This window comes from Brevibacterium aurantiacum (genome assembly GCF_003932995.1).
GTDB classification, from domain to species: domain Bacteria; phylum Actinomycetota; class Actinomycetes; order Actinomycetales; family Brevibacteriaceae; genus Brevibacterium; species Brevibacterium aurantiacum.
The window spans coordinates 1,584,592-1,608,541 of record NZ_CP025333.1 but is presented as its reverse complement, the minus strand read 5'-3'; the positions used below and the strand labels follow the sequence as shown (position 1 = coordinate 1,608,541).

The 23,950-nt window shown below is 63.8% G+C and carries 22 protein-coding genes; 11 read left to right on the top strand and 11 right to left on the bottom strand.

Going from position 1 to position 23,950, the window contains the following annotated elements:
- Positions 1 to 32 precede the first annotated feature (32 nt).
- Positions 33 to 1,277: a winged helix-turn-helix domain-containing protein gene (locus CXR25_RS07380; protein ID WP_069601318.1), complete on the bottom strand. Its 1,245-nt coding sequence runs from the start codon at positions 1,275 to 1,277 to the stop codon at positions 33 to 35.
- A 161-nt stretch (positions 1,278 to 1,438) separates the two neighbouring features.
- Here CXR25_RS07380 and CXR25_RS07375 point away from each other — a divergent pair, with 161 nt between their 5' ends.
- The 4 genes from CXR25_RS07375 (at position 1,439) to CXR25_RS07360 (ending at position 5,037) form a co-directional block, all read left to right on the top strand.
- The gene (locus CXR25_RS07375) at positions 1,439 to 2,017 is read left to right on the top strand and encodes a hypothetical protein (RefSeq protein WP_069599906.1); all 579 of its coding nucleotides are present in this window, start codon (positions 1,439 to 1,441) and stop codon (positions 2,015 to 2,017) included.
- A gap of 321 nt (positions 2,018 to 2,338) precedes the next feature.
- The gene (locus CXR25_RS07370) at positions 2,339 to 3,208 is read left to right on the top strand and encodes a sensor histidine kinase (protein WP_164513953.1); all 870 of its coding nucleotides are present in this window, start codon (positions 2,339 to 2,341) and stop codon (positions 3,206 to 3,208) included.
- A gap of 37 nt (positions 3,209 to 3,245) precedes the next feature.
- The gene (locus tag CXR25_RS07365) at positions 3,246 to 3,887 is read left to right on the top strand and encodes a response regulator (RefSeq protein ID WP_029417570.1); all 642 of its coding nucleotides are present in this window, start codon (positions 3,246 to 3,248) and stop codon (positions 3,885 to 3,887) included.
- Between the two features lie 85 nt (positions 3,888 to 3,972).
- Positions 3,973 to 5,037: a DUF418 domain-containing protein gene (locus CXR25_RS07360; protein WP_114384676.1), complete on the top strand. Its 1,065-nt coding sequence runs from the start codon at positions 3,973 to 3,975 to the stop codon at positions 5,035 to 5,037.
- Positions 5,038 to 5,165: 128 nt separating this feature from the next.
- Here the strand turns inward: CXR25_RS07360 and hpf are convergent, their stop codons facing one another.
- The 5 genes from hpf to mtrA form a co-directional block, all read right to left on the bottom strand.
- Complete coding sequence (hpf, locus tag CXR25_RS07355) at positions 5,166 to 5,825, bottom strand: ribosome hibernation-promoting factor, HPF/YfiA family (protein WP_069599903.1); 660 nt, start codon at positions 5,823 to 5,825, stop codon at positions 5,166 to 5,168.
- A 66-nt stretch (positions 5,826 to 5,891) separates the two neighbouring features.
- The gene (locus CXR25_RS07350; RefSeq protein WP_125240477.1) at positions 5,892 to 6,614 is read right to left on the bottom strand and encodes a ComF family protein; all 723 of its coding nucleotides are present in this window, start codon (positions 6,612 to 6,614) and stop codon (positions 5,892 to 5,894) included.
- A 31-nt stretch (positions 6,615 to 6,645) separates the two neighbouring features.
- Positions 6,646 to 8,367, bottom strand: a complete 1,722-nt coding sequence (locus tag CXR25_RS07345) for an LpqB family beta-propeller domain-containing protein (protein WP_096177432.1) — start codon at positions 8,365 to 8,367, stop codon at positions 6,646 to 6,648.
- Positions 8,364 to 10,430, bottom strand: a complete 2,067-nt coding sequence (gene mtrB, locus CXR25_RS07340) for an MtrAB system histidine kinase MtrB (RefSeq protein WP_096177433.1) — start codon at positions 10,428 to 10,430, stop codon at positions 8,364 to 8,366. Before mtrB ends, CXR25_RS07345 begins: the two co-directional genes overlap by 4 nt.
- Positions 10,427 to 11,107 carry an MtrAB system response regulator MtrA gene (gene mtrA, locus CXR25_RS07335; RefSeq protein WP_009884702.1) on the bottom strand — a complete coding sequence of 227 codons (681 nt, stop codon included), beginning with the start codon at positions 11,105 to 11,107 and terminating at the stop codon, positions 10,427 to 10,429. The genes mtrB and mtrA overlap by 4 nt, the downstream gene beginning before the upstream one ends.
- 135 nt (positions 11,108 to 11,242) lie before the next feature.
- On the opposite strand from mtrA, the gene CXR25_RS07330 reads away from it, so the two are divergent.
- Genes CXR25_RS07330 through CXR25_RS07310 form a run of 5 tightly spaced genes read left to right on the top strand, consistent with a single transcriptional unit; the run spans position 11,243 to position 16,588 of the window.
- Positions 11,243 to 12,295, top strand: a complete 1,053-nt coding sequence (locus CXR25_RS07330; RefSeq protein ID WP_009884703.1) for a DUF7847 domain-containing protein — start codon at positions 11,243 to 11,245, stop codon at positions 12,293 to 12,295.
- Positions 12,292 to 12,948 carry a hypothetical protein gene (locus tag CXR25_RS07325; RefSeq protein WP_009884704.1) on the top strand — a complete coding sequence of 219 codons (657 nt, stop codon included), beginning with the start codon at positions 12,292 to 12,294 and terminating at the stop codon, positions 12,946 to 12,948. Before CXR25_RS07330 ends, CXR25_RS07325 begins: the two co-directional genes overlap by 4 nt.
- Positions 12,945 to 14,210 carry a DUF4350 domain-containing protein gene (locus tag CXR25_RS07320; protein WP_125240476.1) on the top strand — a complete coding sequence of 422 codons (1,266 nt, stop codon included), beginning with the start codon at positions 12,945 to 12,947 and terminating at the stop codon, positions 14,208 to 14,210. Before CXR25_RS07325 ends, CXR25_RS07320 begins: the two co-directional genes overlap by 4 nt.
- Positions 14,207 to 15,301, top strand: a complete 1,095-nt coding sequence (locus CXR25_RS07315) for an AAA family ATPase (RefSeq protein WP_009884706.1) — start codon at positions 14,207 to 14,209, stop codon at positions 15,299 to 15,301. The genes CXR25_RS07320 and CXR25_RS07315 overlap by 4 nt, the downstream gene beginning before the upstream one ends.
- The gene (locus CXR25_RS07310; RefSeq protein WP_009884707.1) at positions 15,302 to 16,588 is read left to right on the top strand and encodes a DUF58 domain-containing protein; all 1,287 of its coding nucleotides are present in this window, start codon (positions 15,302 to 15,304) and stop codon (positions 16,586 to 16,588) included.
- Positions 16,589 to 16,732: 144 nt separating this feature from the next.
- Here CXR25_RS07310 and CXR25_RS07305 read toward each other — a convergent pair whose 3' ends face one another.
- The gene (locus CXR25_RS07305) at positions 16,733 to 17,788 is read right to left on the bottom strand and encodes an MFS transporter (RefSeq protein WP_009884708.1); all 1,056 of its coding nucleotides are present in this window, start codon (positions 17,786 to 17,788) and stop codon (positions 16,733 to 16,735) included.
- 276 nt (positions 17,789 to 18,064) lie between these two features.
- Positions 18,065 to 19,063 carry a stage II sporulation protein M gene (locus tag CXR25_RS07300; protein ID WP_069599895.1) on the bottom strand — a complete coding sequence of 333 codons (999 nt, stop codon included), beginning with the start codon at positions 19,061 to 19,063 and terminating at the stop codon, positions 18,065 to 18,067.
- A gap of 93 nt (positions 19,064 to 19,156) precedes the next feature.
- Between CXR25_RS07300 and CXR25_RS07295 the strand changes: the two genes are divergently transcribed.
- Positions 19,157 to 19,981 carry an RDD family protein gene (locus CXR25_RS07295; RefSeq protein ID WP_029417523.1) on the top strand — a complete coding sequence of 275 codons (825 nt, stop codon included), beginning with the start codon at positions 19,157 to 19,159 and terminating at the stop codon, positions 19,979 to 19,981.
- Positions 19,982 to 20,096: 115 nt separating this feature from the next.
- Here CXR25_RS07295 and ahcY read toward each other — a convergent pair whose 3' ends face one another.
- Genes ahcY through CXR25_RS07280 form a run of 3 tightly spaced genes read right to left on the bottom strand, consistent with a single transcriptional unit; the run spans position 20,097 to position 23,581 of the window.
- The gene (ahcY, locus tag CXR25_RS07290; protein ID WP_101598103.1) at positions 20,097 to 21,557 is read right to left on the bottom strand and encodes an adenosylhomocysteinase; all 1,461 of its coding nucleotides are present in this window, start codon (positions 21,555 to 21,557) and stop codon (positions 20,097 to 20,099) included.
- Positions 21,558 to 21,602: 45 nt separating this feature from the next.
- Complete coding sequence (locus CXR25_RS07285; RefSeq protein ID WP_096160908.1) at positions 21,603 to 23,078, bottom strand: phosphohexomutase domain-containing protein; 1,476 nt, start codon at positions 23,076 to 23,078, stop codon at positions 21,603 to 21,605.
- The gene (locus tag CXR25_RS07280) at positions 23,075 to 23,581 is read right to left on the bottom strand and encodes a DUF3499 domain-containing protein (protein ID WP_081448629.1); all 507 of its coding nucleotides are present in this window, start codon (positions 23,579 to 23,581) and stop codon (positions 23,075 to 23,077) included. The genes CXR25_RS07285 and CXR25_RS07280 overlap by 4 nt, the downstream gene beginning before the upstream one ends.
- Between CXR25_RS07280 and CXR25_RS07275 the strand changes: the two genes are divergently transcribed.
- Positions 23,580 to 23,939 carry a metallopeptidase family protein gene (locus CXR25_RS07275; RefSeq protein WP_009884529.1) on the top strand — a complete coding sequence of 120 codons (360 nt, stop codon included), beginning with the start codon at positions 23,580 to 23,582 and terminating at the stop codon, positions 23,937 to 23,939. The genes CXR25_RS07280 and CXR25_RS07275 overlap by 2 nt on opposite strands.
- Positions 23,940 to 23,950 lie beyond the last annotated feature (11 nt).

The following is a 23,950-nucleotide window of genomic DNA, read 5'->3' as shown; positions in this document are numbered from 1 at the left end:
GCCTGACAACAACTCGAACGACTCTATATTCCCTAGCTTAATGGCAGGTGAGTACCGCTCATATCCACGGCACCCAATCCGAGCCACTTCGCCATTTCGCACAGCTCCAGCGCCAGTTCCTCTTGATGCTCTTCACCGGGCTCCCACGTCACCTTCAGCGCCCGGAGCGTATCGGCTGCCTGGTCCCGGTGCAGGTCGACTCGACCGACGAGGCGTTCGCCGAGGAGGAACGGCAGCACATAGTACCCGTGCACTCGGTCCTTGGCCGGAGTGTAGATCTCGATCCGATAGTGGAAGTCGAAGAGCCATTCGATCCGCGGACGGTAGAAGACCAGGGGGTCGAACGGGACCAGCAGCGCCCGTGCGTCGACTCGGCGCGGGGTCCTCGCTGTGTGCCACTTCAGAGCACGGGTGCCCTCGACGTCGACTTCGATGAGCTCGCCGGTCTCCAGCAGAGTCCTGATCGCCTCGTCCGTGGGTGCGCGCTGCTGGCGGAAGTAGTCCGCCACGCAGCCCGGACGCGCGATGCCCAGGGCTCTCGCGGCGATCCTCGTGAGCTCGAGGACGTTGTTCTCCGTGCCTGAGATGCCCCGTTGACGAGAAGCCGCCGGATCGACGAGGCTCAGCTCCGGTGCCTGGCTCGGCCCATAGGCCAGCGGAGTCTGCGGCAGGACATCGCTGACGTCGCGCGGCAGCGCATAGATGCGTTCGAAGTGATCATTGCGGCCGGTGGCGCTCACTGTTCCCCCGGCGAACAGCGCCTCAAGGGCCATCTTGACCTGGCTGGGATTCCAGCCCCAATGGCCGCGATGCCGTTCGGGGATCTCATGATCGACGACATCGGCGACTCCACGCGCGGTCTTTGGTCCGTCTTCCAAGGCATCGAGGACGGAAGCCTGGAGTTCGCGGAACGCCGCACCCGTCTCCGGATGCCGCTGCCCGTAGTCATTGCGCCACCACTCGGTGCGACTCTGCTCGAAGTGGCGCCAGGTCTCAGGCGGAACGAACGCCGCCGCGTGGGCCCAGTATTCGACGCCCATTCGAGGTGCTGAGTAGAAGAGGCGGTCAAGGGTCTCCCGCGGATACGGTCCCAGCCGCGAATAGTAGGGCAGGTAGTGCGAGCGCACCACGCGTGAGACCGAGTCGATCTGGGTCAGACCCAATCTGGCAAAGGTCGATTTCAGGTGCCGTGCCGTCACCTGGGCCGGGCGCGGCCGGTCGAGGCCCGTTGCAGCGATTGCAGTCCTGCGTGCTGCCGACAGTGTCATCTTCTGCATGGACCCACAGTAGGCCACCGCACTGACACGGCACGGAAATCCGTCCATCCGGCCGATCGGAACCAGCCGTTCGGCCGAAGGCGGCACGACCGTCTGCCGGAAGGATGGTCATTGTCACCACGACACCCACAACTCCCCCACGAAAGGCACCAGGACAGATCATGAAGAAGGCCATCATCGCTCTCGCCGCTGCTATCGGCATCATCGCCATTGCCATCGGAGGACTCTTCGTCTGGGAACACCAGTCGAAGCTCTCACTCGAAAACCAGGTCGAGGACTATCTCGCTGACCAGGGAGTGAACTCCACCGGGATCGACGTCCATGGTCGCCCATACATCCTCTTCGCCATCCAGGACTCCGTGGACCTCACCTACGTCGATCTTGCGCTGCAGGCCGGGACCAACAAGGACCAGCTGCTCGTCAGCCGTCTCAGCCACGGTCGGGCGGACCGTCTCACACGCTTCGTGACCTTCGACCATCCGGCAGGAGACGTCGACCCGAATGAGCGCGCGGACGGATCGTTCACCGACTCCGCGATGGTCAACGGCACAAAGGTCACCTACACATCCGAGGTCAAGGACCGCAGACTGCGACTGTTCGCCGACGGACAGCTGGCCGGCGAGATCGAGGTCGAAGAGGGCGTGAGCGAGCACGGAGCAGCCGTGACCAAGACCGGCGTGGTCGTCGAACTCGAATACCGTTCTTCCCACGACAGCGACCAGTCAACCCCCACGACCTGAAGTTCCCCCGCGCCGCTGCACACCCGCCCCGATTAGACTGGGACGCGATGAAGACTGTGATCACGTGGCTGTGGCTCCTCCCCCTGCCTCTGACCTTCGCTTTAGAGGCGCTCACCGGCTCGGGCTGGCTGGTGATCATCGCCGATCTGTTTGCGCTGGCCACCGCGCTCCCGATCCTCATCCGCACCCAAAGAGCTGCCGCCGGGGTCACGAGGCCTCAGACCTCACTGCTGCCGTTCGCCGCGCTCGCTCTGATCCTCGCGCTCATCCCGGTCCGCAGCAGCGTCGACCCTGAGCCTGACCGTGATGTGGCTGAGCCTGATGACTGTGGTCATGCTCTCCCGCTGGTTCTCCACTGGCCTCCAGCTGCTGCTGCTCATCCTGCTCTCGGTGGGCAACCTCGTCGTCCCCGGTCTCATACCCGACGGGCTCACCTTCGCCTTCGCGGCCTCGACCGTGATCGTAGCGAGTCTGTCCCTGGGGCTCCTGCTGCGCATGGTCGACCGGTCCCTGCTCGAACGTCAGGCCACCGCCGCCGAGGCGGAACGACGTCGGATGGCCACCGAACTCCACGATCTGGTCGCCCACGAGGTGACCGGGATCGTCGTCCTCTCCCAAGCCGCGGCCCGCAGCGAAGACGCCGGGATCCTCAGGACTGCCCTGTCCAAGATCGAAGAGTCAGGCACACGTGCCCTGGAGGAGATCCGGTCGTTGGTCTCAGACACCACGTCCGTCTCCGGCGATTCCGGTGCCCGGTCCCCCATCGTCTCCGGCCTCCAGGGGCTCATCGATCGGGCGAATGGCTTCGCAGAGGCTGAGGACCTCACCCTCGATCTCAACGGCACCGACACCGAGGCGGTCCCCACCACCATCTGGCCCGTCCTCGACCGGGTGCTGGCCGAGGCGCTGACGAACATCCGCCGACATGCCGGGTCCCGCGTCCGGATCACGGTCCGGCTGCTCACCACCACCTCGGCGATGCCCGATGATGGTTCACGTCGTGACGTCATCCTCACTGTGATCAACGGCCCCAGTGCCGGCGGGACCGGTGCTGGTGGGATCGGGGCCGGCAGCGGAACCGGTCTCCACGGGCTGCGCACACGGGTCGACCACCTCGGCGGGGATCTGTTCGCCGGGCCCAGCCACGACGGGGGCTGGGTGCTTGAGACTCGGCTACCCTTGAACCCGTGAGTTCAGGGATGAGTCCGACACGAGCCGACGGAGGACGATCGTGATTACGGTGGCGCTGGTCGATGATCAGGAAATGGTGCGGATGGGGTTCTCCCTCATCCTCGACGCCGATGAGTCGATCACCGTGGTCGGGCAGGCTTCTGACGGGGTCGATGCCGTCGCCTTGGCCAAACGCGAACACCCCGATGTCATCCTCCTCGACATTCGCATGCCCAAGCTCGACGGGCTCGCCGCCCTGCCCCGGCTGACACCGATCTCCAAGGTCATCATGGTCACGACATTCGACGATGACGATTACGTCGATGCGGCTCTGGCCGGTGGTGCCAGCGGATTCCTCCTCAAGGATGCCGGCCCGGACCTGCTGCTGGCCGCAGTCAGGGCCGCCGCGAACGGCGACGCGCTGATCTCACCGTCGCTGACCCTGGATCTGCTCAGCCGCCGCGCCCAGGACACCAGAACGGGCGAGGACCGCCTCGCCGGACTCAGCGAAAGGGAGAACGACGTCGCTCGCCTCGTGGCGCGGGGGCGGACGAACCAGGAGATCTGTGCCGAGCTCTATATCTCGCTGGGGACCGTGAAGTCTCATCTGGGCAGCATCCAGACGCGCCTGGGTGCCCGCAACCGGGTCGAGATCGCTGCACGGATGTGGGAGTCCGGGGCAATGAACGCGGGGCGATGAATCGGCCGAATGGCTGACCCCTGATCGCGGAGTCCGGCCATTGTGCCGATGTCGGCGGCGGGCGGGGTGAACCAGGATGGAACACATGAGTTCAGACACCAGCGACCACCCGTCCACAGCACCGACCGACTCCCCCACACGCACCACGACCGAGCCCCGCAGCTCGCGCATTCCGGCCAGATCCCGCATCGCGGCCCTCGACGTCATACGCGGTATTGCGCTGTGCGGCATCATGATCGTCAATCTGCCGCCGCTGTTCGGCCTTGACGCAGTCACCGAGACCGGCGCTGTCCAGAGCTTCTACAGGTTCGAACAGGACTTCGTGCAGAACAGGTTCTTCCCGATCTTCTCTCTGCTCTTCGGCATCGGCTTCGGCATCATGTGGAACTCGGCCAGGGCCCGCAGTCCCAGACCCAGGCTCGCAATGCTGCGCCGCTTCCTGTTCCTGGCCCTCCTCGGCGTCGGCCACGCGTCCCTGCAGCCCGGTGAGGCTCTGCTGCCCTATGCGATCGTCGCGATCGTCATCCTTCTGCCCGCGACGTGGATTCCAGCCCGCGCGCTGGCCGCGACCACATCGATCGCCGGAGGGGTCCTCCTGGCCGCCGGAGTCTGGTTCGGCGGTGGCCAAGTGATCATCCCCGGACTCTTCCTGCTCGGATTCGCCGCCGGCTACGCAGACACCATCCGCCGCGCACTGCGCCATCCCGGCCGGCTGGCCCTGATCGGGGCCGCAAGCGCCGCCGTCTCCGTCACCGGATTCCTGCTCACCGACTACATCACCCGCCAGGTGCACATGTGGATCACGGCCGGCCTCGGCATCACCATGGCCCTGTGCCTCGTCGTCATCGTCATGCTGCTCATGCTCACCCCCGCCGAGGCGGTTCTGAGGCAGGTCTTCGCACAGCTGGGTCGGATGGCGCTGAGCAACTACATCGGAGCCACACTGCTCATTCTGGGCGTGAAGGCCATTGAGCCCGACCTGACCCAGTTCGATGATCATGGCGGATACCTGGCAGGCGTCCTCATCTGCCTCGGCATCATGATCATCCAGATCATCGTCTCCGCACTATGGCTGCGCTTCGTCGGGCAGGGCCCCTTGGAGAGGCTGTGGCGACTGGTCACCTGGGGACGTGAGGGTACACGAGCCTGAGACACCACCGACATATCCACAGACACAGATCGCCGAGGTGGGCCCTCCCACCTCGGCGATCGTGTTCGTATTCTTATCTGAGTTCGAATCAGTGCCCCTCAGCCTGAGTCAGCACTGTCGATTTCGGCTCAGTCGGCGACTGGCTCGAGCTCCGGGTCAAGGGCGATGACCCCGTAGCTCCAGCCCTTGCGGCGGTAGACGACGGAGGGTTTGCTCGACTCCTCGTCGATGAACAGGTAGAAGTCGTGTCCGACGAGCTCCATCCGGTTGAGTGCCTCCTCGATGCCGATGGGTGAGCCGTTGAACGTCTTCTCACGCAGAACCACCGGCGAATCGCCTTCAGCCTTGATCCGACCGTTCGTCTGATCGTTGTTCGCGGACGCGTTCGCGTCGATCGCCTCGCCCTCCTCGGGGACGAGCGAATCGGCCACGGGCATCTTCGCGAGTGCCTCTGCGGTCGATTCCTTCCGATGGTGGCCGGCTCGAGGAACCTTGTTGCGGTCCCTGGCACGCCGTAATCGTTCGACGAGCTTCGCCCAGGCCAGATCCAATGCCGCATACTTGTCGCTTGCCATGGCTTCGGCGCGAATGGCCGGTCCCTTCGCCACTACAGTGAGTTCGACTCGTTCGCTGGTTTCGGGCTGACGAGAGTTCTTCTCGTGAGCAACGTGCACTTCGACTCGTTGCGCTCGCGGTGCGAGCTGCTCGACCTTGGCGATCTTGTCCTCAATGTGGGCCCGAAAACTGTCGGAGATGGTCAGTTGACGTCCGTTGACAACAATGTCCATGATGCGTCCTTAGCGACTCGTTCTTCGGATTCATCCGATCCCATTCCCTTGGATGGGTAAACACCGTTATACAGTAAAGGGAGAGACAAATCGAGTGCCCCCGCGGCCGAGACCGAGAACGGCTCCTGCAGCGGGTCTGATCTGCACCGATGCTAATACCCTTGCGCTTTCTGCCAAGGTTGCGCCGGTGGTTGAGAAATCATCGATGAGAAGATCCACACCCGATTCCGACTCCGTTTCGCCGCCTGGTCGCCCAATCGCTGAGTCCAGGATCGTCGGGTTGAGATACTGCGATCTGGCCACATTGGCCTCCCTGGCATGGGCTCCCAGACCGACCTGATCATGGTGGCGTCTGGTGAGGAGCACATCGATGACCTCCAGGGACAGTTCGGGAACCAGCTGCGCGGCCCGTCGGGCCAATGCCGCCGTATGGGAACGGCCGCGACGTCGCAGCGCCTGCGGAGAGCTCGGCGCGGGAAACAGTCTGACCCTCCCACCCGAATGATGAGCCAATTCCAAGGCCGCGGTGATGGAGCGTGCAAGTGCCAGGGCTAGCGGGTCGAGAATGTCGCGGCGTCCGTTGTCTTTGAAGTTGACCACCATATGAGAAATCTGGGTACTGTATTCCGAGACGCCGACGACGGGAATCTGACCGTATCGAGGTTCCATGGCGCGCGGGATGCCGCCGAGGAGATGCAGACAGGCCGTACACAATGAGACGTCCTCCCGCCCGCAGCCGGCGCACCGGCGGGGCAGGAAGAGTTCGCCGAATCCGGTGAGCAGGCCCATGGGAGAAATCTACCTCGCCGCGCTGCGCACCTCAGCCCGGATAGGAGGGGTCTTTGGCCGTGATGTCGACGAGCTTCTGCCAGGCGTTGGAATTGTAGGAGTAGATCTCACCTGATGAGCTCGTCACGAGAATCGAACGTCCGTCCTCGCCCGAGGCGATGCGGCTGCCGTCGGGGACCTCTCCCAGTTGCGCCGGAGGTCCGGTGACACCGATGCGGAACGGCTGGACCTCATCGCCTTCCATCGCAGCCAAGGCCACCAGCGACGTCGATCCCGCCCACGAGATGTCCTTGACCTCGTCGAAGTTCGATCCAACCTCGATCGGGGCATCGGACACAGCGCTGGAGGGGTTGCCCGCCTTGTCACGCGGGATGCCGACGACGTCGATGCGTGAGGGTTCGCCCTTGTGCCGGCTCAGCAGCGCGATCCGTGTCCCGTCGCGTGAGACTTCGAGGTCGATGAGATCTCGACCGGAGAGGAAGTCCGTGGCTATCGAGTACTCCTTGCTGTCTTCGCCGATGGCGGTGAGCTTGCCCTTGTTATCGCGTTCTCCGGTCCACACCGTGTTGAACCGGTCGATGCTGGGGCGGACGAGCTTCTTGCCCTTGAAGATCGGAGTCGCATCAACGGTATCGGCCTTGAGCCGCATGAGCTCCTTACCGGAGTTCTGCAGGTAGACGTAGAGCGAATCGTCGAAGGACACGGCTGGATCGCTGGCTTTGGCCTTAGCCAGATTCGGGCTGTTCTCGACCTTGGCCACTGTCGTGCCGGAGATGCGTGAGAGCCGGTCCTGGGACAGCACCACGGGTGGACCGTCGACCTGGACGGAGGAATCGGTCTTCGGCTGCAGACTCTCCGAAACGAGCTGTCCGCCGATGGTCAGCTCGATGCTCGAAATGGAGGGGATGACCTTGAGCGTCGACGCGATCTGCTGTCGGATCAGCCCCTTCTCTCTGTCTGTCGGCGCATCTCCCTGGCTGCCCAAGGCGATATGCGCAACACCGTTCTCAATGGTCACCACGTTGGTGTCGCTGAGTTTCGCACCATCAGGGATTGCGGTCACGACCGCGCGCGAGAGGTACGAGGCCGGTCCGCTGAGGAGTTCGTTGATGAGCGCCGTCGGTGTTGACGAGGACCGGAGGAACCACCGGGAGTCCGGGACTAGGTAGGAGTAGTCGGAGGTGAAGAACTGCAGCGAGTAGTTGAGGAAGATCGTCTGGAACTCTGTCTCGGAGATGAGCAGACCATCGGGCGCCGAGGCGATGCGCCACTCCCCGTTCTCCTGACGCAGCGAGAACTCCATGTTCGACTGAGTTCCCGGCTTGGTGGAATTGTAGATGCCCGAGGAGTTGACGAGCCCGACGACCGGGGCCGACATCGTCAGCGTTTTGTTGTCGGAGGTGACTCCGGCGTTGAGCGAGTCCAGATCGGTGTCGTTGGGCAGTATTGACACCGACTCCTGCGGATTCCATTCCTGGGCCTCGGCCTCGGTGAGGAAGGACTTGGCGACGGAGAAGTTGTTTCCGGTACCCGCACCGGCTGCTAAGAATCCGCGGACGATCTCACCGATGCTGTCACCGGGTTCAGGGCCGTCAGGGATACGGGCGCTGCTGGCTCCGGGGTCACCGGATCCCGCTTCGATGTGACCGACGGGCGAACTGCTCGGGATCGAGGAACAGGCTCCCAGCGCCATGGTGGCGAAGATGGCGAGGATGAGCATCTGCAGACTCTTCCTACGGCGGGGAGTCTTCATGACTTCGATCCTCCTTCGGGAGTGGTGCTGGGGTGCCAAACGGTGTCCATGTCGATGTGAATTTCGGCGTCGCCAGCAGCGTCGGGCTCGGGCTCACTGCTGCCTGCCTCGGCGTCGGAGTCGGGCTCGCCCTCCGAGTCCCTCCCGGTATCCGAGTCGTTGCGAGTCTCAGAACCCTTGCGCGCCTCAGAGTCATTCGCGGCATCCGGGTCGTCACTGACCTCCGTGGCTGTGCCAGCCTCGTCGACATCAAGTGTCTCGTCGTCGGAGTCGGTGTCAATATCGGTGCCGTCGTCGATGATGGCCGAATCACCGCTGATGACCTCAGGCTCATCGACGAAGCCGTCGTGGGCGGGGCCAGTCTGACCGGTCTCGACCACGATGGGAATCGAGCCCGTCTGGATCCGCACGGAACCGTCCGAGGACAGCGGGCCGGCCACCAGGGCGGCACCCTGGATCTGCGCATCTCGTGGCGGCAGAGGCAGAGGTGAGGACGTGATCTCCTGATCTGGACGGCGTGGAATGGTCAGGCGGAAACACGAGCCCTCTCCCAATTTGCCCCAGACCTGCAGCCAGCCGTTGTGCAGGTGAGCGTCCTCGAGCGAGATGGCCAGCCCCAGACCAGAACCGCCCAAGGTGCGTTTGCGGGCGGGATCCGCACGCCAGAAGCGGTCGAAGACGTGCTCGACCTGCTCTTCGTTCATGCCCACCCCGTGGTCACGCACGCTCACGGCCACCGCCTCGGCGTTGGAGGCGACATAGATGTCGATCGGATTGGACTCTCCGTGTTCGATCGCATTGACGACGAGGTTGCGCACGATACGGGTGATGCGCACGCGGTCGACCTCGGCCATCACCGGCGAGGACGGGGCGTGGACGACGATGTTCGTCGACATCTGGTCAGCCACCATCGACACCGTTTCGATGATCGAGGTCACGATGGCCCCAACATCGACGGGCTTGGCCACGAGGGCGGCGGCACCGGCGTCGTAGCGGGAGATCTCGAGCAGGTCCGAGAGGAGATTGTCGAACCTCTCCGCCTGCGAGTTCAGCAGTTCCGCGCTGCGGGAGGTGACCGGATCGAGGTCGTCGCGCCCATCGTAGATGAGGTCTGCGGCGGCCCGGATCGTGGTCAGGGGTGTGCGCAGCTCGTGGGAGACGTCGGAGACGAACTGTCGCTGCAGGACGGAGAGTCGCTCCATCTGCTGAATCTGATGCTGCAGAGTGTCGGCCATGTCGTTGAAGGACTCCCCCAGCACCGCGATCTCGTCATTGCCGTGAACCGGCATGCGCTCGTCCAGGTCACCATCGGCGATCAGACGTGCCACCTCGGCGCCGGTGCGAACCGGAGTCACCACGAGCCGGGTGACGATCCAGGCCACAGCACCGACGAGAACGACGAGGACAAGGGCTGCGACGAGCATCGAACGCTGCACGAAGTCGAGGGTGTCCTGCTGCTCGGACAGGTCACCCAGATAATAGAGCTGGAATTGACCGGCACCTGGGATCTGGAGTTCCTGAGTGATCAGCAGACCGGGACCGGAACCGTCGGGAAGGGCCACGGACTGGTAGAGCATGTCATCGGTCGGGGCCTTGCCGATGGCCTCCTTGAGCTCATCGGTGGCGGGCACCTCGACGGCGGAGCCATCAGACTCCGTCTTCCCCGCACTGACGGTTGAGAACGATGAGTTCGGATCACTGGGCTCCAACGACAGCGAGTACACGGAACCGGTGGAGCGGTTGTAGATCGAAGAGAGCTGAGAGCTCAGGTTCTCCTGAGTCACCGCCTGCCCGTCGACGGGGGCGAGGCTGCGCAGCTCGGAGACGATGGTCCCGGCCTGAGAGGACAGGGACTGGAGCCGGGTGTCGAAGAGGCCACGTGAGATCTGCTGGGACATGTACGTCCCCACTCCGAAGATGGCCACGGAGGTGAGGACGATGGTGAGGACGACGATCCGCAGCTGCAGGGAATGGCTGAACGAACGGAGGAGGAACCTCCAGAACGTCTGGACCGCCGAGGCTGCGGTGCGGATCGCTCCGCCCACAGCCGAGGTGGGACTCACGCCGCTCTGCCTGCCTTATATCCCACGCCGCGAACGGTCACGATGATGTCCGGCTTCTCCGGGTCACGCTCGATCTTCGAACGCAGTCGCTGCACGTGCACGTTCACAAGACGGGTGTCCGCCGCATGCCGGTAGCCCCACACCTCTTCGAGCAGGGTCTCACGGGAGAAGACCTGCCAGGGTTTGCGGGCCAGCGCCACCAGCAGATCGAACTCGAGCGGGGTCAGGGAGATCGGGGAACCGCCCTTGGTCACCGTGTGACCGGCGACGTCGACAACGACATCGCCGACGGTGAGCAGTTCCGGCGCCTGCGGTTCGGAGATGCGCAGGCGGGCCCGCACCCTGGCAATGAGCTCCTTGGGCTTGAACGGTTTGGGAACGTAGTCATCGGCACCGGACTCCAGGCCGAGGACGACGTCCACGGTGTCCGATTTCGCCGTGAGCATTATGATCGGCACGGAGGAGATCTCCCGGATCTCCCGACAGACCTCGAGTCCGTCCTTCCCGGGCAGCATGAGGTCGAGGAGGACGAGGTCCGGATTCACCTTTTGGAATTCGTCGAAAGCCTGATCGCCGGTGGCACAGAAGAAGGGTTCGAAGCCTTCACTTTTGAGCACAATTCCGATCATTTCGGCCAGAGCCGTGTCATCATCAACTACGAGGATACGAGCGTTCATCCTCCCATTGTCGCTTATGAGCGTCCAATCTTTCGACCTCGACACCCCCACCGCTGAATGCAGACGTCGTGAACACAGCTTCGGGGGCGATTCGACTCGGCGTCGGGCCGCGAAACATGGCAGGATTGTTCGGTGATGGGACGATCGAATGCGTGGACCTCAGAGGTCGACTGGCAGACCGGTCAGTGGCAACGACGAGATCAGGGCCCGACGCATCACGAATGGCACCCGCCTTCCCCGCGTGGAATCCTGGCCAAACGACCGCTGACCTTCTTCGAGGTGCTCGATTCCGGTTTCCGGTTGCTGAGGTTCATTCCCGGCCTCACCATCGGTGCCGCTCTCATCGTATTCACGCTCTGGACTCTGATTCTGACCGCGCTGGGAACCTTCGTCGTCCTGCAGTTCCTGCCCTTCCTCAACGACATCGTCAGCAACGACGATGCGATGTCCGGGTTCTTCCTGCTCGCGCAGATGGGATCGTTCGCGATCAGCCTGCTCAGCCTCGGCGTGGCCCATTTCCTCGCCGGGCTGGCCGCCAGCGGTGCCGAGGCCTCGTTCGGGGCACGCAAGACCACCTTGACGCAGTCGTGGAGGTCTCTGCACGGGCGCCGGTGGACGCTCATTCTCGCCGCACTGCTCCTGGGTGCCGTCAACCTCGGCCTGCTGCTTCTGCTCAGTCTTCCCTCAGTTCTGTTCGCCCTGGCCGACAATCCGGTTGTTGCAATCGTCACCGCTCTCGTCGCTCTGGGGCTGTGGGTGTGCGCCCTGATCTGGCTCAACCTGCGGTTCGCCTTCACCGGCTCGGCCATCGCCGTCGAGGGCCTGGGCGTACGTGCGGGACTGCGCCGTTCGTGGACGCTGACCGGGCGAGGATTCTGGCGCACCCTCGGCCAGCTGGGGCTCGGCTACTTCCTGTCCAACCAATTGGTCCAGCTCATCATCACCCCGCTCGTCTCGGTCCTCACCGTCATCGCGACGCTTGCCATCGGGACCGCTGCCGCATCCTCGACGTCGATCACGGTCATCACCGTCGTCGCCGGAGCCGCTCTCCTGATCTTGACGACCGTATCCTCGGCGATCCTCTTCGCCTACTTCTCCTGCCTCGTCTGCGTCTGCTACTTCGACCAGCGCATGCGCTCCGAAGGCTTCGACCTGGTTCTCATCCGCCGCGAGGAGGGCAGTGCATGAGCATCCTCAGCAGCTCCCCCATCGATCGTGAAACCGGCCGCGAATTGGTCGAAGACGAACTATCCAAAGACGAATACTCGAACACCGATCTCACACCCTTGGAACAGCTCGGACAATGGCTCAGCAGCATCTGGGACTCACTCGTCTCCACCGCCTTGGACGGCAACTCACCATGGCTGCTGCTCATCGTCGTCGCAGCCCTCGCGGCCATCATCGCGCTGATCATCTGGCGAGTCAGGCGCGTCGGGCTGAAGAAGACCAGCCTTCCGCTGTCGGCATTCGACCCCGTTGTTGCGTCACCGCAGCCCGGTCCGTGGAGGGACAGCGCCCGGGCCGCTGCCGAACGTGGGGATATGAGGACCGCGGTCATCGATTCCGCCCGTGCCATCTTCGCCGTACTCTCGCAGAAGCAGATCGTGACTCTCGATTCGGCGTCGACGGCCAGCGAACTCAGCCGCACCGCCGGAGAGCACCTGCCCGAGCACAGGCGAGAGCTGGCTCGCGTGGCGAACGTCTTCAACGACCTCCTCTTCGGTGAGGAACGCGACCGAACTTCGAACGATTCGCTGCAGACAACCTATGGCGAATTCCAGGCACTCGATGGCAGGCTCAGCGCCTTGAACCCTCGGCAGCGATCGGCGGTGGCATCATGAGCGCCTTCATCGACGTCGCAACCAGGGGAACCCGTTCCAGTGCGGCCGTGCCGGTGACGGCTCGCCTGAGATCGGCTGGGGTATGGATCGTCGCGGCCGTCGCCATCCTCATCACTGTGATCGCGACGATGCTGATGACATCCGACCGGGGCACCGATGCCCCGCTGCACTACGACTCCACTTCACGCGACGGCACGAAGGCCATGGTCGAGACCCTGCGCGACCAGGGGGTCGACGTCACCACCACCGAGGATTTCGACACAGCCCATAAAGCCGCCGGACAACCCGACACGTCACTGCTGATTCCCACGCAGGCCGAGACGCTCTCCCAGGGCGACATCGATGGCTTCCGGTCCGAACTGGCAGCCGAGGACAACCGTCTCGTGCTCATCGACCCCGGCTATGCCGTCCAGGAATTCACCGACCGCATCACGGTCAATGACAGCCTCAGTCCGCTGGCGTCTCCGGATAAGATCTCACAGCCAGATTGTGCTGTGCCCTCAGCCGAGGCTGCAGGCCCGGTAGAGACCGGTGACTACGAGTATGCCGAAGCCAGGAAGGGCACCGAGGGTCTTCACGCCTGCTACCCATTCGCCGGACCCGGTGTCTCGCAGATCGACGGCGGCGCAGTGACTCCAGGATCGGCTCACGGACAGCTCATCGTCGACCAGGGCGGCGGAGGAAAGGGCGACTTTCCCGTCACCGTCCTCGGCAATTCCACCTGGGCGACCAACGCCGGCATCGACGAAGAGGGCCATGCCTCGCTGGTACTCTCCGAACTCTCACAGACCGACCATCTGGTCGTCTACTATCCCACCGAGTCCGCTGACTCCGAATCGGCACCATCGACGCTGGACTATGTGCCCAGCTGGTTCATCGCCGGAGCCGTATGGCTGGTTCCGTGCATCATCGTCCTCCTCCTCATCATCGGCCGCAGGTTCGGTCCCCTGGCCGTCGAACGACTGCCGGTGATCGTTCCCGCAGTGGAGACGGTGCACGGTCGAGCGGCCTTGGCGGCACGCAGCCATGACCGGACCGGAGCCCTGCACACCCTGCGCACGGGTGCCCTGCTGCGCATTGCGAAGCGGTTGGCGCTGGGAACCGAGGCGGGTCTGACTGACATCATCGTCGGCATCTCGAATTCCACGGGCCGCGATCCGGCCCAAATCGAGTCGGTCTTCGCCTCCGCGGTGCCCCACACCGACTCAGATCTGGCGAACATCGTCCATCTGCTCACCCTCATCGAAAGCGAGGTCTCATGACACAGACTCCGGGAGAGAACTCCGCCCAGCCCCAGCAACCGGCGCAGCCGCAACAGGCCCCGTCACAGGAACAGCCGCAGCAGCCGGCGCAGCCCCAGCAGGCTCAGCCGATGCAGGCCCCACAGCAGCCGGCCCAGGAACGCGACCCGCTGCGCGAGGCATTCGTCGATGTGCGCACGCAGATCGCCAAGGCCGTCGTCGGCCAGGACGAAGCAGTCACCGGCATGCTCATCGCCCTCCTGTGCCAGGGCCACGTCCTGCTCGAAGGTGTGCCCGGCGTCGCCAAGACCCTCTTGGTGCGCAGCTTCGCCACCTCGGTCAGCCTCGACAACACACGCATCCAGTTCACGCCGGACCTCATGCCCAGCGATGTCACCGGCTCGCTGGTCTATGACGCATCCGTGTCGAACTTCGAGTTCCGAGCCGGACCCGTGTTCACCAACATCCTCATCGCCGATGAGATCAACCGCACCCCGCCCAAGACCCAGTCGGCTCTGCTCGAGGCCATGGAGGAACACCAGGTCTCCGTCGGCGGCGGGTCCCGTGCCCTGCCCGAACCGTTCATGGTCGCTGCCACCCAGAACCCGCTGGAGTATGAGGGCACCTACCCCCTGCCCGAGGCTCAGCTCGACCGCTTCCTGTTCAAACTCGTGCTCGGACTGCCCGAACGCGATCTGGAATTCGAGATCCTCAACCGTCACGCCCACGGCTTCGATGCCTCCCACCTCGCCGAGGCGGGACTGACCCCGGTCGTCGACGCGGCCATGATCGCGCAGGCGCGCGAGCGCATCGCCGAGATCTACATCGCCCCACAGGTCATCACCTACATCGTCGACCTCGCCAGAGCCACGAGGCAGGCACCGTCCCTGGCCTTGGGCGTCTCCCCTCGTGGCGCCACCCGAATGCTCGGTGCCGCACGCGCCTATGCCTGGTTGTCAGGTCGCGGCTACGTGACACCCGACGACGTCAAGGCCCTCGCTCATATGACTCTGGGCCACCGTGTGATCCTGCGTCCGGAGGCTCAGATGGACGGGCTCAACGTCGATCAGGTCCTCAACTCGATCATCGCAACCACCGAAGTCCCGCGCTGAATGACCACACGTCTGCTCCTGCTGACCCTGCTTGGGATCATCCCCGTCATGCTCATGCCGGGGTTCACCAGCGCGCTGATCGTCGCCGGCATCATCGTCCTCCTCGCGCTCGTCGACTTCTTCCTCACACCGCCGCCGAGGTTGGCCTCCCTTCAGCGCACACCGGGACCGATGGTCCGGTTGGGAGACCCCACCCATTCCACTCTCACAGTGGTCAACGACTCCCCCAGACGACTTCGCCTAGCCGTCCGGGATGCTTGGTCGCCCAGTGCCGGGGCGAAGAGCACCCGTTCGCGGCTCGACCTTGCGCCGGAGGAGAACACGCAGGTGGTCACTCAGCTCCTGCCGGTGCGTCGTGGTGCCCTGCACGGTGACAAAGTCACCATCCGCAGTCGCAGCGTCGTGGGCCTGATCGCCCGCCAGAAGAGCTTCGACGTTCCTGCGATCGTGCGCGTCCTGCCGCCGTTCATCTCTCGACGTGAACTGCCGTCGAAGACCCAGAAGCTGCGTGAGCTCGACGGTCGCTCGGCGGTGATGATCCGCGGCATGGGCACGGAGTTCGATTCGCTGCGCGATTACGTCGACGGTGATGATGTGCGCTCGATCGATTGGCGGGCCAGTGCCCGGGCCCAGGACCTGGTCGTCAAGACCTGGCGGCCAGAACGTGACCGCCGGGTCGTCATCGTCGTCGATTCGTCCCGGCTGGCAGCACGCCGGTGTGGAGACGGCACGGTCTTCGATGCGGCGTTGGAGTCTGCTCTGCTGCTGACGGCTCTGGCTTCGGGCGCAGGTGACCGCGTCGATGTCGTCGTCGCCGATGCTCGCATTCGTGCCATCGCTTCGAGTCATCGGTCGAAGGACCCTGTCCATGACCTGTCGGTGGCACTGACCACGGTGCATCCGGAACTCTACGATGCCGACTGGGAGCAGATCTCTTCGACCGTTCTGGCCACGTCGCGCCAGCATGCCCTCGTCGTCCTCGTCACAGCGTTGGACGAGGGCAGCGTCTCCGATGAGATCCTGCCGGTCCTGCCGACGCTCCTGGCCCGCCACCGTGTGGTCCTGGCCTCTGTCGAGGATCCCGGACTGCGTGAACTGGCTGCCAGACGTGACGGAACCGACGAGATCTTCACCGCCGCAGCCGCAGAATCGGAGCTGCTGACGTCGAAGTCACTGCAGACTCGTCTGCGCGGTGCCGGTGTCCAGTCCGTCGAGGCGGGCCCCGACGATCTGCCTGGCGCATTGGCCGATCTCTACATCAATCTCAAGGCCACCGGGAAGCTCTAGACCGCAGCCCCAAGCCAGTTTCGGGTGCGCGCTTATCACTTTGGATACTCAGTCCGCCCCTCACCGTTTCAATTGGTGAAGAAACGATCACTGCCCCGCTCGAATGCGGTGGCACAGATGAGGTTTAGTCTGGTGGAGCGATGATCATTTCTGCCCTTCTGATTCGGCAGACGCGTCGGTTGGTTTCGGCACGGATCGCAATAGAAGGTGGACGGGAACGAGACCAATGAGTGCCACGCCTGCGGCAACTCCTATCACCCATCGGACACCGATCATGTCGGCCAGGACTCCGCTGCCCAGCATAGTAATCAGGGTGAAGCACGAATAGACAGCTCCATTCGTACCGACAACGCGGCCCCTCATCGATCGCGGTGCAGTCAGCAGCAGCCACGTCTGACTTCCCACCCACGACACGGTGAAAGGCAACCCTGACAGAAAGAATGCGATGACCGCCATGGGGAAGGAAGGCCAGATCACAAGAACAACGATCAGGCTGTACGCCACGGCGGCTCCGCCCACAACCGTCAGCTGATAACCAAGGCGTTTGATCACCACACCGATCAGCGGGCCGGCCACCACTGCTGACACTGCGAAGGCGCTGTTGGCCAGTCCCATCTCAGTGGACGTCGCACCGACTACTCCCAGCATCAGAACGGGGAACAACGCAGACAGAGGGCCCTCTTTGACGGCGTCGAGCACTTGGAGAAGGACTAACCCGCGTGCCCGGGGGCTCCGGCGTAAGAGCTTCAGATATGTTCCGACTGATTTGGAACCGTCTGGCATTTCCGCATCTTCGCTCGGTGGCGACTGTTGGAACCAGCGGCCCAGCGTGAGACTCAGTATTGCCGAGCAAGCCATAAATGCGGTCATCCCAAGCGCGGTCCAGCCGAACCCTACGACGGCGATGACGAAGCCACCCAACGCCGGAGCAACGAGCCGGGTCGCGTTCGACGCGAACGAATTGAGCCCGTTTGCCTCGGGCAGGTCCTCAGCCGAGACAAAGTCAGCTATCAATACCTGCTCCGCTGGCCGATAGATCTGCTGGACGGCGGCTTGCACAAAGACCAAAATCGCCAACCAACCAGGTGATTCAGCAACCACGAAGAGTCCCAATAGGACGACGACGCGTGCCAGCAAGGTCAGTTGGACTACTCGCAGGGGGGTTCCAGCGATCAGCCACCGTGCCAGCCAGATGGCCAAACACTATTGCCGAGACCGTCGGTGTGGCTGCCAAGATGGCGGTCCACAAGGCTGACCCGGTCAGCTGGTAGATGTGAACGCTGAGGGCAATCCCCATTGACCAACCCACCATAGAGGAGGTGAAGTTGATGGCCCACAGCATGCTGAAGCCCGGATGAGTTCGTAGGAACCTCATGTAGATCCGCCGGACTTGGCCTTCAGCATGCGCGCTACCTATTCGTGGTCTGCTTTTCGCCCGAGGCTAGGCGCCTTGTGTGACTGTGGTTCGACGCGACCCTACCTGTCGGTGGCGAGGATTGAGTAGCCGGCTTGATGCTCATCGAGGTCTGCGCTGAGGCCGGCTTTGGCGGCACGTTTGCCGAAGTACCAGGCATAGGCGATGACTGCGGCCGTATAGGCGACGCCGATGGCGATTTTGAGCGCCGGCGGAATCGGATTCGGGGTGACGAAGCCTTCGATGAGACCCGAGATGAACAGCATGATGACCAGTCCCCCGGCGACTGTCAGCAGTGATCTGGCCTCCGAGGCGAGTTTGTTCCGCCGCAGCTGTGGGCCCGGCACCACCCAGGCGAAGAACAGCCTCAGCCCCGCGGCTGCAGCGAGGATGATGCAGCTGATCTCGGGGATGCCGTGCGGGAGGATGTAGAGGAAGAAGTCCGAACCGCGGTCGAACTCGAACATCATCGCACCGGAGAAGCCGACGTTGACGGCGTTGGAGAACAGTCCTGAGACGACGAAGACTCCGGTGATGCCCAGGAGCACGAACTGCACTGCGATCCACGCGTTGTTCGTCCACACACCTACGGCGAAGAATCCGTTCGGGTTCTCCTTGTAGTACTCGACGAAATCATGTTCGGCGAACTGTTTGCGGAAGGCGTGATCTCCGAAGGTCTCGAGGACCTCCGGATGCATTCCCGCCCAGATCCCAGCGAGGCTCGCGACCGCCAGGAAGAACACTGCGGCGATGAGGAAGTCCCAGCGGAGCCGATAGATCGACAGCGGCAGGCTGATGACGAAGAAGCGGGAGAGACCGCTCAGACCACCGGATGGGACCGCGGATAGATGGTTGCGCGAGCGATGGACTATCGCCGACAGACGTGCGGCTTCCACCGAGTCGGGTGCGACCGTCATGATCCGTGAGAGATCCTTCGACGCATCGCGGTAGAGGTCGAGGAACCTGTGTGTCTGCGCCGGATTCAACGTGTTCTGCTTGGCCAGCATGGACAGTTCTCGCCACTTGTCGCCGTGCAGTTCGGCCAGCAGATTCGGGTCCATGCTTCAACCCTATCTGAGAGTCCCGCCGCTCCGAATGTGGGTGGCAGGCGATCCGCCGTGAAGTGGGGATGGGAATTATGACAGGATGGATTTGTGAGTACTTTGGTGACGGGAGAAGCCGTCGAATTGAGCATTCAGCCTGCTGCCCTGGCGGCACGTGCGCTGAGCTGCCTCATCGACTTCATCGTCTACTCGATCGTCAACATCGGGCTCATCATCGCCATGTTCTGGTTCCTGCTGCAGATTCTTGAGGTCAACGAGCTGCTGCTGACATCGGTCATGACCATCATGAGCATTTCGGTGTTCGTTCTCCTGCCGATGATCGTCGAAGTCCTCACCCACGGACGCTCACTCGGCAAGCTCATCCTCGGCCTGCGAGTCGTCCGCGATGACGGCGGCGCCGTACGAGCCAGGCATTCGTTCATTCGGGCCATCCTCTGGCCCTTCGAGATCCTGTCGACCGGCGGCGGTGTGGCTGCTCTCTCCGGTTTGATCTCCCCACAGTCCAAACGCCTCGGCGACTACATGGCCGGGACGATGGCCGTGAGTGAACGCACCTCCCCACCCCAGCCGATCCGCACGCACGTCTCCCCGCACCTGCACAATTGGCTGGCCGAGACCGACATAGCCACACTTCCGGCCGGACTGCACCGGAGAATCGTACAGTTCCTGTCGATGGCGGAGAATCTGGGGCGCGATTCGCGCTGGGAGCGGGCGAAGGAACTTGCCACCGAGCTCAATCCCTATGTTGCACCCGCGCCACCAGAGGGGACGATGCCCGAACAGTTCCTGTCAGCGGTCATCCACCGGCAACGGTCCGCCGAGTTCGCAAAACAGCAGCGCCGCGCAGAACAGTCTCAAGCCTTCCGCGCCGGCGTCAACACTCTCCCCCACGGACTGAGCCTCCAGAGCCGCTGAGGGCCGCACACCCACCTACACGCTCAGCTCGAATACACCCCACACAAGCAGAACCACAGACAGTTCAGGCCCGACCCCAGTCGATGGGAGCCGGGCCTGAGAACGTCAGGGAACCTCAGTACCGGTAGTGCTCAGGCTTGTAAGGTCCGGCGACGTCGACACCGATGTATTCGGCCTGTTCCTTCGACAGCCCGGACAGCTTGGCTCCGAGCGCCGGCAGGTGGAGACGGGCGACCTTCTCATCGAGTTCCTTCGCCAGGCGATGCACATCGTTGTCGTAATCATCGGCACGGACCCAGAGTTCGATCTGCGCGAGCACCTGGTTGGCAAATGATGCGCTCATGACGAACGAGGGGTGACCGGTCGCGTTGCCCAGGTTGAGCAGGCGACCTTCGGAGAGGACGAGGAAGTCCGTCTGGTCACGATCCAGTCCGAGCTCAGCCGGTACCGGAACGCGCCATTCGTGGACCTGGGGTTTGATCTCAACCTTTGTCACTCCGGAGATCTTGGCCAGTCCGGCCAGATCGATCTCATCGTCGAAGTGGCCCACGTTGCCCACGATCGCTCCGGGCTTGAGACTGGTCAGCACCTCGACCCCGACGACACGCGTGTTGCCGGTGGTCGTGATGATGATGTCCGCCGTCGGTGCCACTGTGGGGAGATTCTCGACCTGGTAGCCGTCCATTGTTGCCTGCAGGGCGCAGATCGGGTCGATCTCGGTGACGATGACCCTGGCACCCTGACCGCGCAGCGCCTCGGCGGCTCCCTTGCCGACGTCACCGTAGCCGACGACGACGGCGATCTTGCCGCCGATGAGGACATCGGTGGCGCGGTTGAGGCCGTCGGGCAGGGAGTGGCGGATGCCGTAGCGGTTGTCGAACTTCGACTTCGTCACCGAGTCGTTGACGTTGATGGCCGGGAACGGGAGGTTTCCTTCCTCGGCCAGACGGTAGAGACGATTGACGCCCGTGGTGGTCTCTTCGCTGACGCCCTTGATGCCGGCGGCAATGCGTCCGAAACGACCGGGCGAGGCCTCGAGTGACTTCTGCACCTGTGCCAGGAGGACCTTGAACTCCTCCGGGTCGTCCTCGCCAGCGGCTGGGACTCCCCCATCGATCTCGGCCTGAGCACCCTTGAGGACGTACATGGTGGCGTCGCCGCCGTCGTCGAGGATGAGGTTGGCGCCCTCGGCGAAGTCGAAGATCTTGTCCGCGGCCCACCAGTACTCTTCCAGAGTCTCGCCCTTCCAGGCGAAGACCGGCACACCGGCGGGGGCGCCGACGCTTCCGGTGCCGACGACGACGGCAGCGGCGGCCTCATCCTGGGTGGAGAAGATGTTGCAGCTGGCCCAGCGCACCTGCGCCCCGAGGGCGACGAGGGTTTCGATGAGCACAGCTGTCTGCACTGTCATGTGCAGGCTTCCGGCGATGCGGGCCCCGGTCAGCGGCTTGCTCTGGCCGAATTCTTCGCGCAGAGCCATGAGTCCCGGCATCTCGCGTTCGGCCAGTCGGATCTGGTGCCGGCCGGCCTCGGCCAGACTCAGATCGGCAACCTTGTAGTCGGTGGAATCGAGCACGGTACCTCCATCGGGAACGGAAACTGTTGTCGTCTGCGTTTGAGTCTATTGCCTGCGGGTCTCGACGAATTCACTGGCCTGTGCAGTCAGTTCGCGCAGACGATCCGGATCGCTGGCTTCGACGTTGAGTCGCACCAGTGGCTCCGTGTTGGACTTGCGCAGGTTGACCCACCAGTCTTCGCCTTGCAGACCGATGCCGTCGAGGTCATCGATGGTGCTGGCTGGGAAGTCTTCGGATTCGGCGGCGAAGGCGGCGAGAACTGCATCGGGGTCTGCCACCGTGAAGTTGATCTCGCCCGATTGGACGTAGAGATCGTAGTCGGCGACGAGCCGTGAGGCAGGTGCCCCGGTATTCGCCAGGGCGGCGATCAGGTGGCAGGCGGCGAGCATGCCGGAGTCGGCGCCGTAGAACTCCTGGAAGTAGAAGTGCGCGGAATGTTCGCAGGCGAAGACCGCCTCTTCGGAGCGCATGAGGGTTTTGATGCCGGAGTGGCCGACCTTCGAACGCACTGCTCGCCCACCCGCGGCGGCGATCGTGGCCGGCACGCTGCGGGAGGTGATGAGGTTGTGGATGACGACTGGTTCAGCCACGCCTGCTGTCTTGGCACGAGCGATCTCGCGTTCGGCGACGAGCGCCCCGACTGCCGAAGGAGACATGGTCGCTCCGGTTTCGTCGATGAAGAAGCAGCGGTCGGCATCGCCGTCGAAGGCCAATCCCAGATCCGCACCCTGGTCGACGACTGCGCGGGAGACATCGAGGAGGTTCTCCGGCTTCAGCGGGTTGGCCTCGTGGTTGGGAAAGGTGCCGTCGAGTTCGGTGAACAGGCCGATGGCCTCGAAGGGCACCTGAGCATAGCCGGCGTCGGTGCCGAAGACCTCGCCGAGGAGTTGGCCCGCCATGCCGTTGCCGCAGTCGACGATGACGCTCAGTCCGCTGACCTCGTCGACGTGGGTCAGGGTGCGGATGCGTTCGACATAGCGGCCGCGCATGTCCGCCGCGGCGGACTCGTCGTCCGCGACTTCAGGAGCGTCGTTGAATGTGGGTGCCTGCGGCGCCAGGTCCTTGATTCGTCCCAAGCCGGAGGCAAGGCTGACTCCGGCGGCACGTGGACCGCAGATCTTGATCCCGTTGTAGTCGGCCGGGTTGTGGCTGGCGGTGATCATCGCACCCGGCAGATCGAAGATGCCTGAGGCGAAGTACAGCTGATCGGTCGAGCACAGTCCCAGCAAGACGGCCCGGAAGCCGGCGGACTCGATGCCGGCGGCGAATGCGTGGGCGAAGCCGGGTGAGCTGGGGCGCATATCGTGGCCGACGACCACCTCGGCGGTGTCATGGAGTTCAGCCATCGCGGTGGCCGTGGCCCAGCCGAGGGCGAAGAGCACATCCGTCTCTAACTGGTCCGGGATGCGCCCCCGGATGTCATAGGCACCGACCGCGGCCTCGAGCGCCCTCGTGCGGGCCGCGACGAGGTCGGGACCGGGTGTGCGGCTGGGATCGGACGTGGCGTGGTGTGTGGTCATGAGTCGCCGATGATGCGCAGGTGACCGTGTTTGCGGCCCTGCACGGAGCCGTCGTTTCGGCTCTCGGAGCCCGCAGGCGAGCCCGTCGACGAGGTAGATGAAGAGTCAGATGACGAGGCAGTTGCACCCCCGCCTGTGCGAGCGCCGTTCCCGGGGCGGCCTGCTGCTTCCCTGACGGCGTCGGCGATGGCCAGAAGATCGTCACGGGTTCGTTCGGGCGGAGCCTGCTCACCCCCGATGCGGATGAGCTGCCAATCCACCGGTGGGGTCAGTTTGGCGGCATGATCGGCGCACAGGTCGTGGGCACCGGGTTCGGAGCGACGCGACAGCGGACCGATGACGACGCAGGCATCAGCGTGCACGTACGTCATGGTGGCTGTGGCACTGCGCGAACAGCTGACTTTTGAACACAATCTCACGGCTGACACAGTCCACCACTTTACACGCGAGCACCGCCTGTCCCCGACAGCCAGGGCCGTATGGTCAGTACAATATTGACTCATGAGTACCAGGCGTCACCGTGATCGGCACGGCCGTGGACTGCGGTCCCCGCTGTTCTTAGCCGACGTGCCCGCCCGTCAGCGCCGATCCGAGAGCTTCGCCCGTGTCGCGGCCGAAGAGTTCGCCCGCCAACGGGCTCAAGAACCGGCACTGCTCGCCGAGGTGGTGCTGGCCATCGATGCCGTCCCACCGGCCAGTTCGACCGAACCTGCCTTCGGGCGGGTGTTTCCCGCCACCGCGCACCGGCTCACGCACATCGTCCTCTACCGTCGGGTGATCGAATATCACAGCAGCGGACAGCGCGATTCCCTCATCGCCGAGGTGGTCGCCGACCAGGTCGAGATCCTCCGGAACTCCTAGCCGAGTTCGCT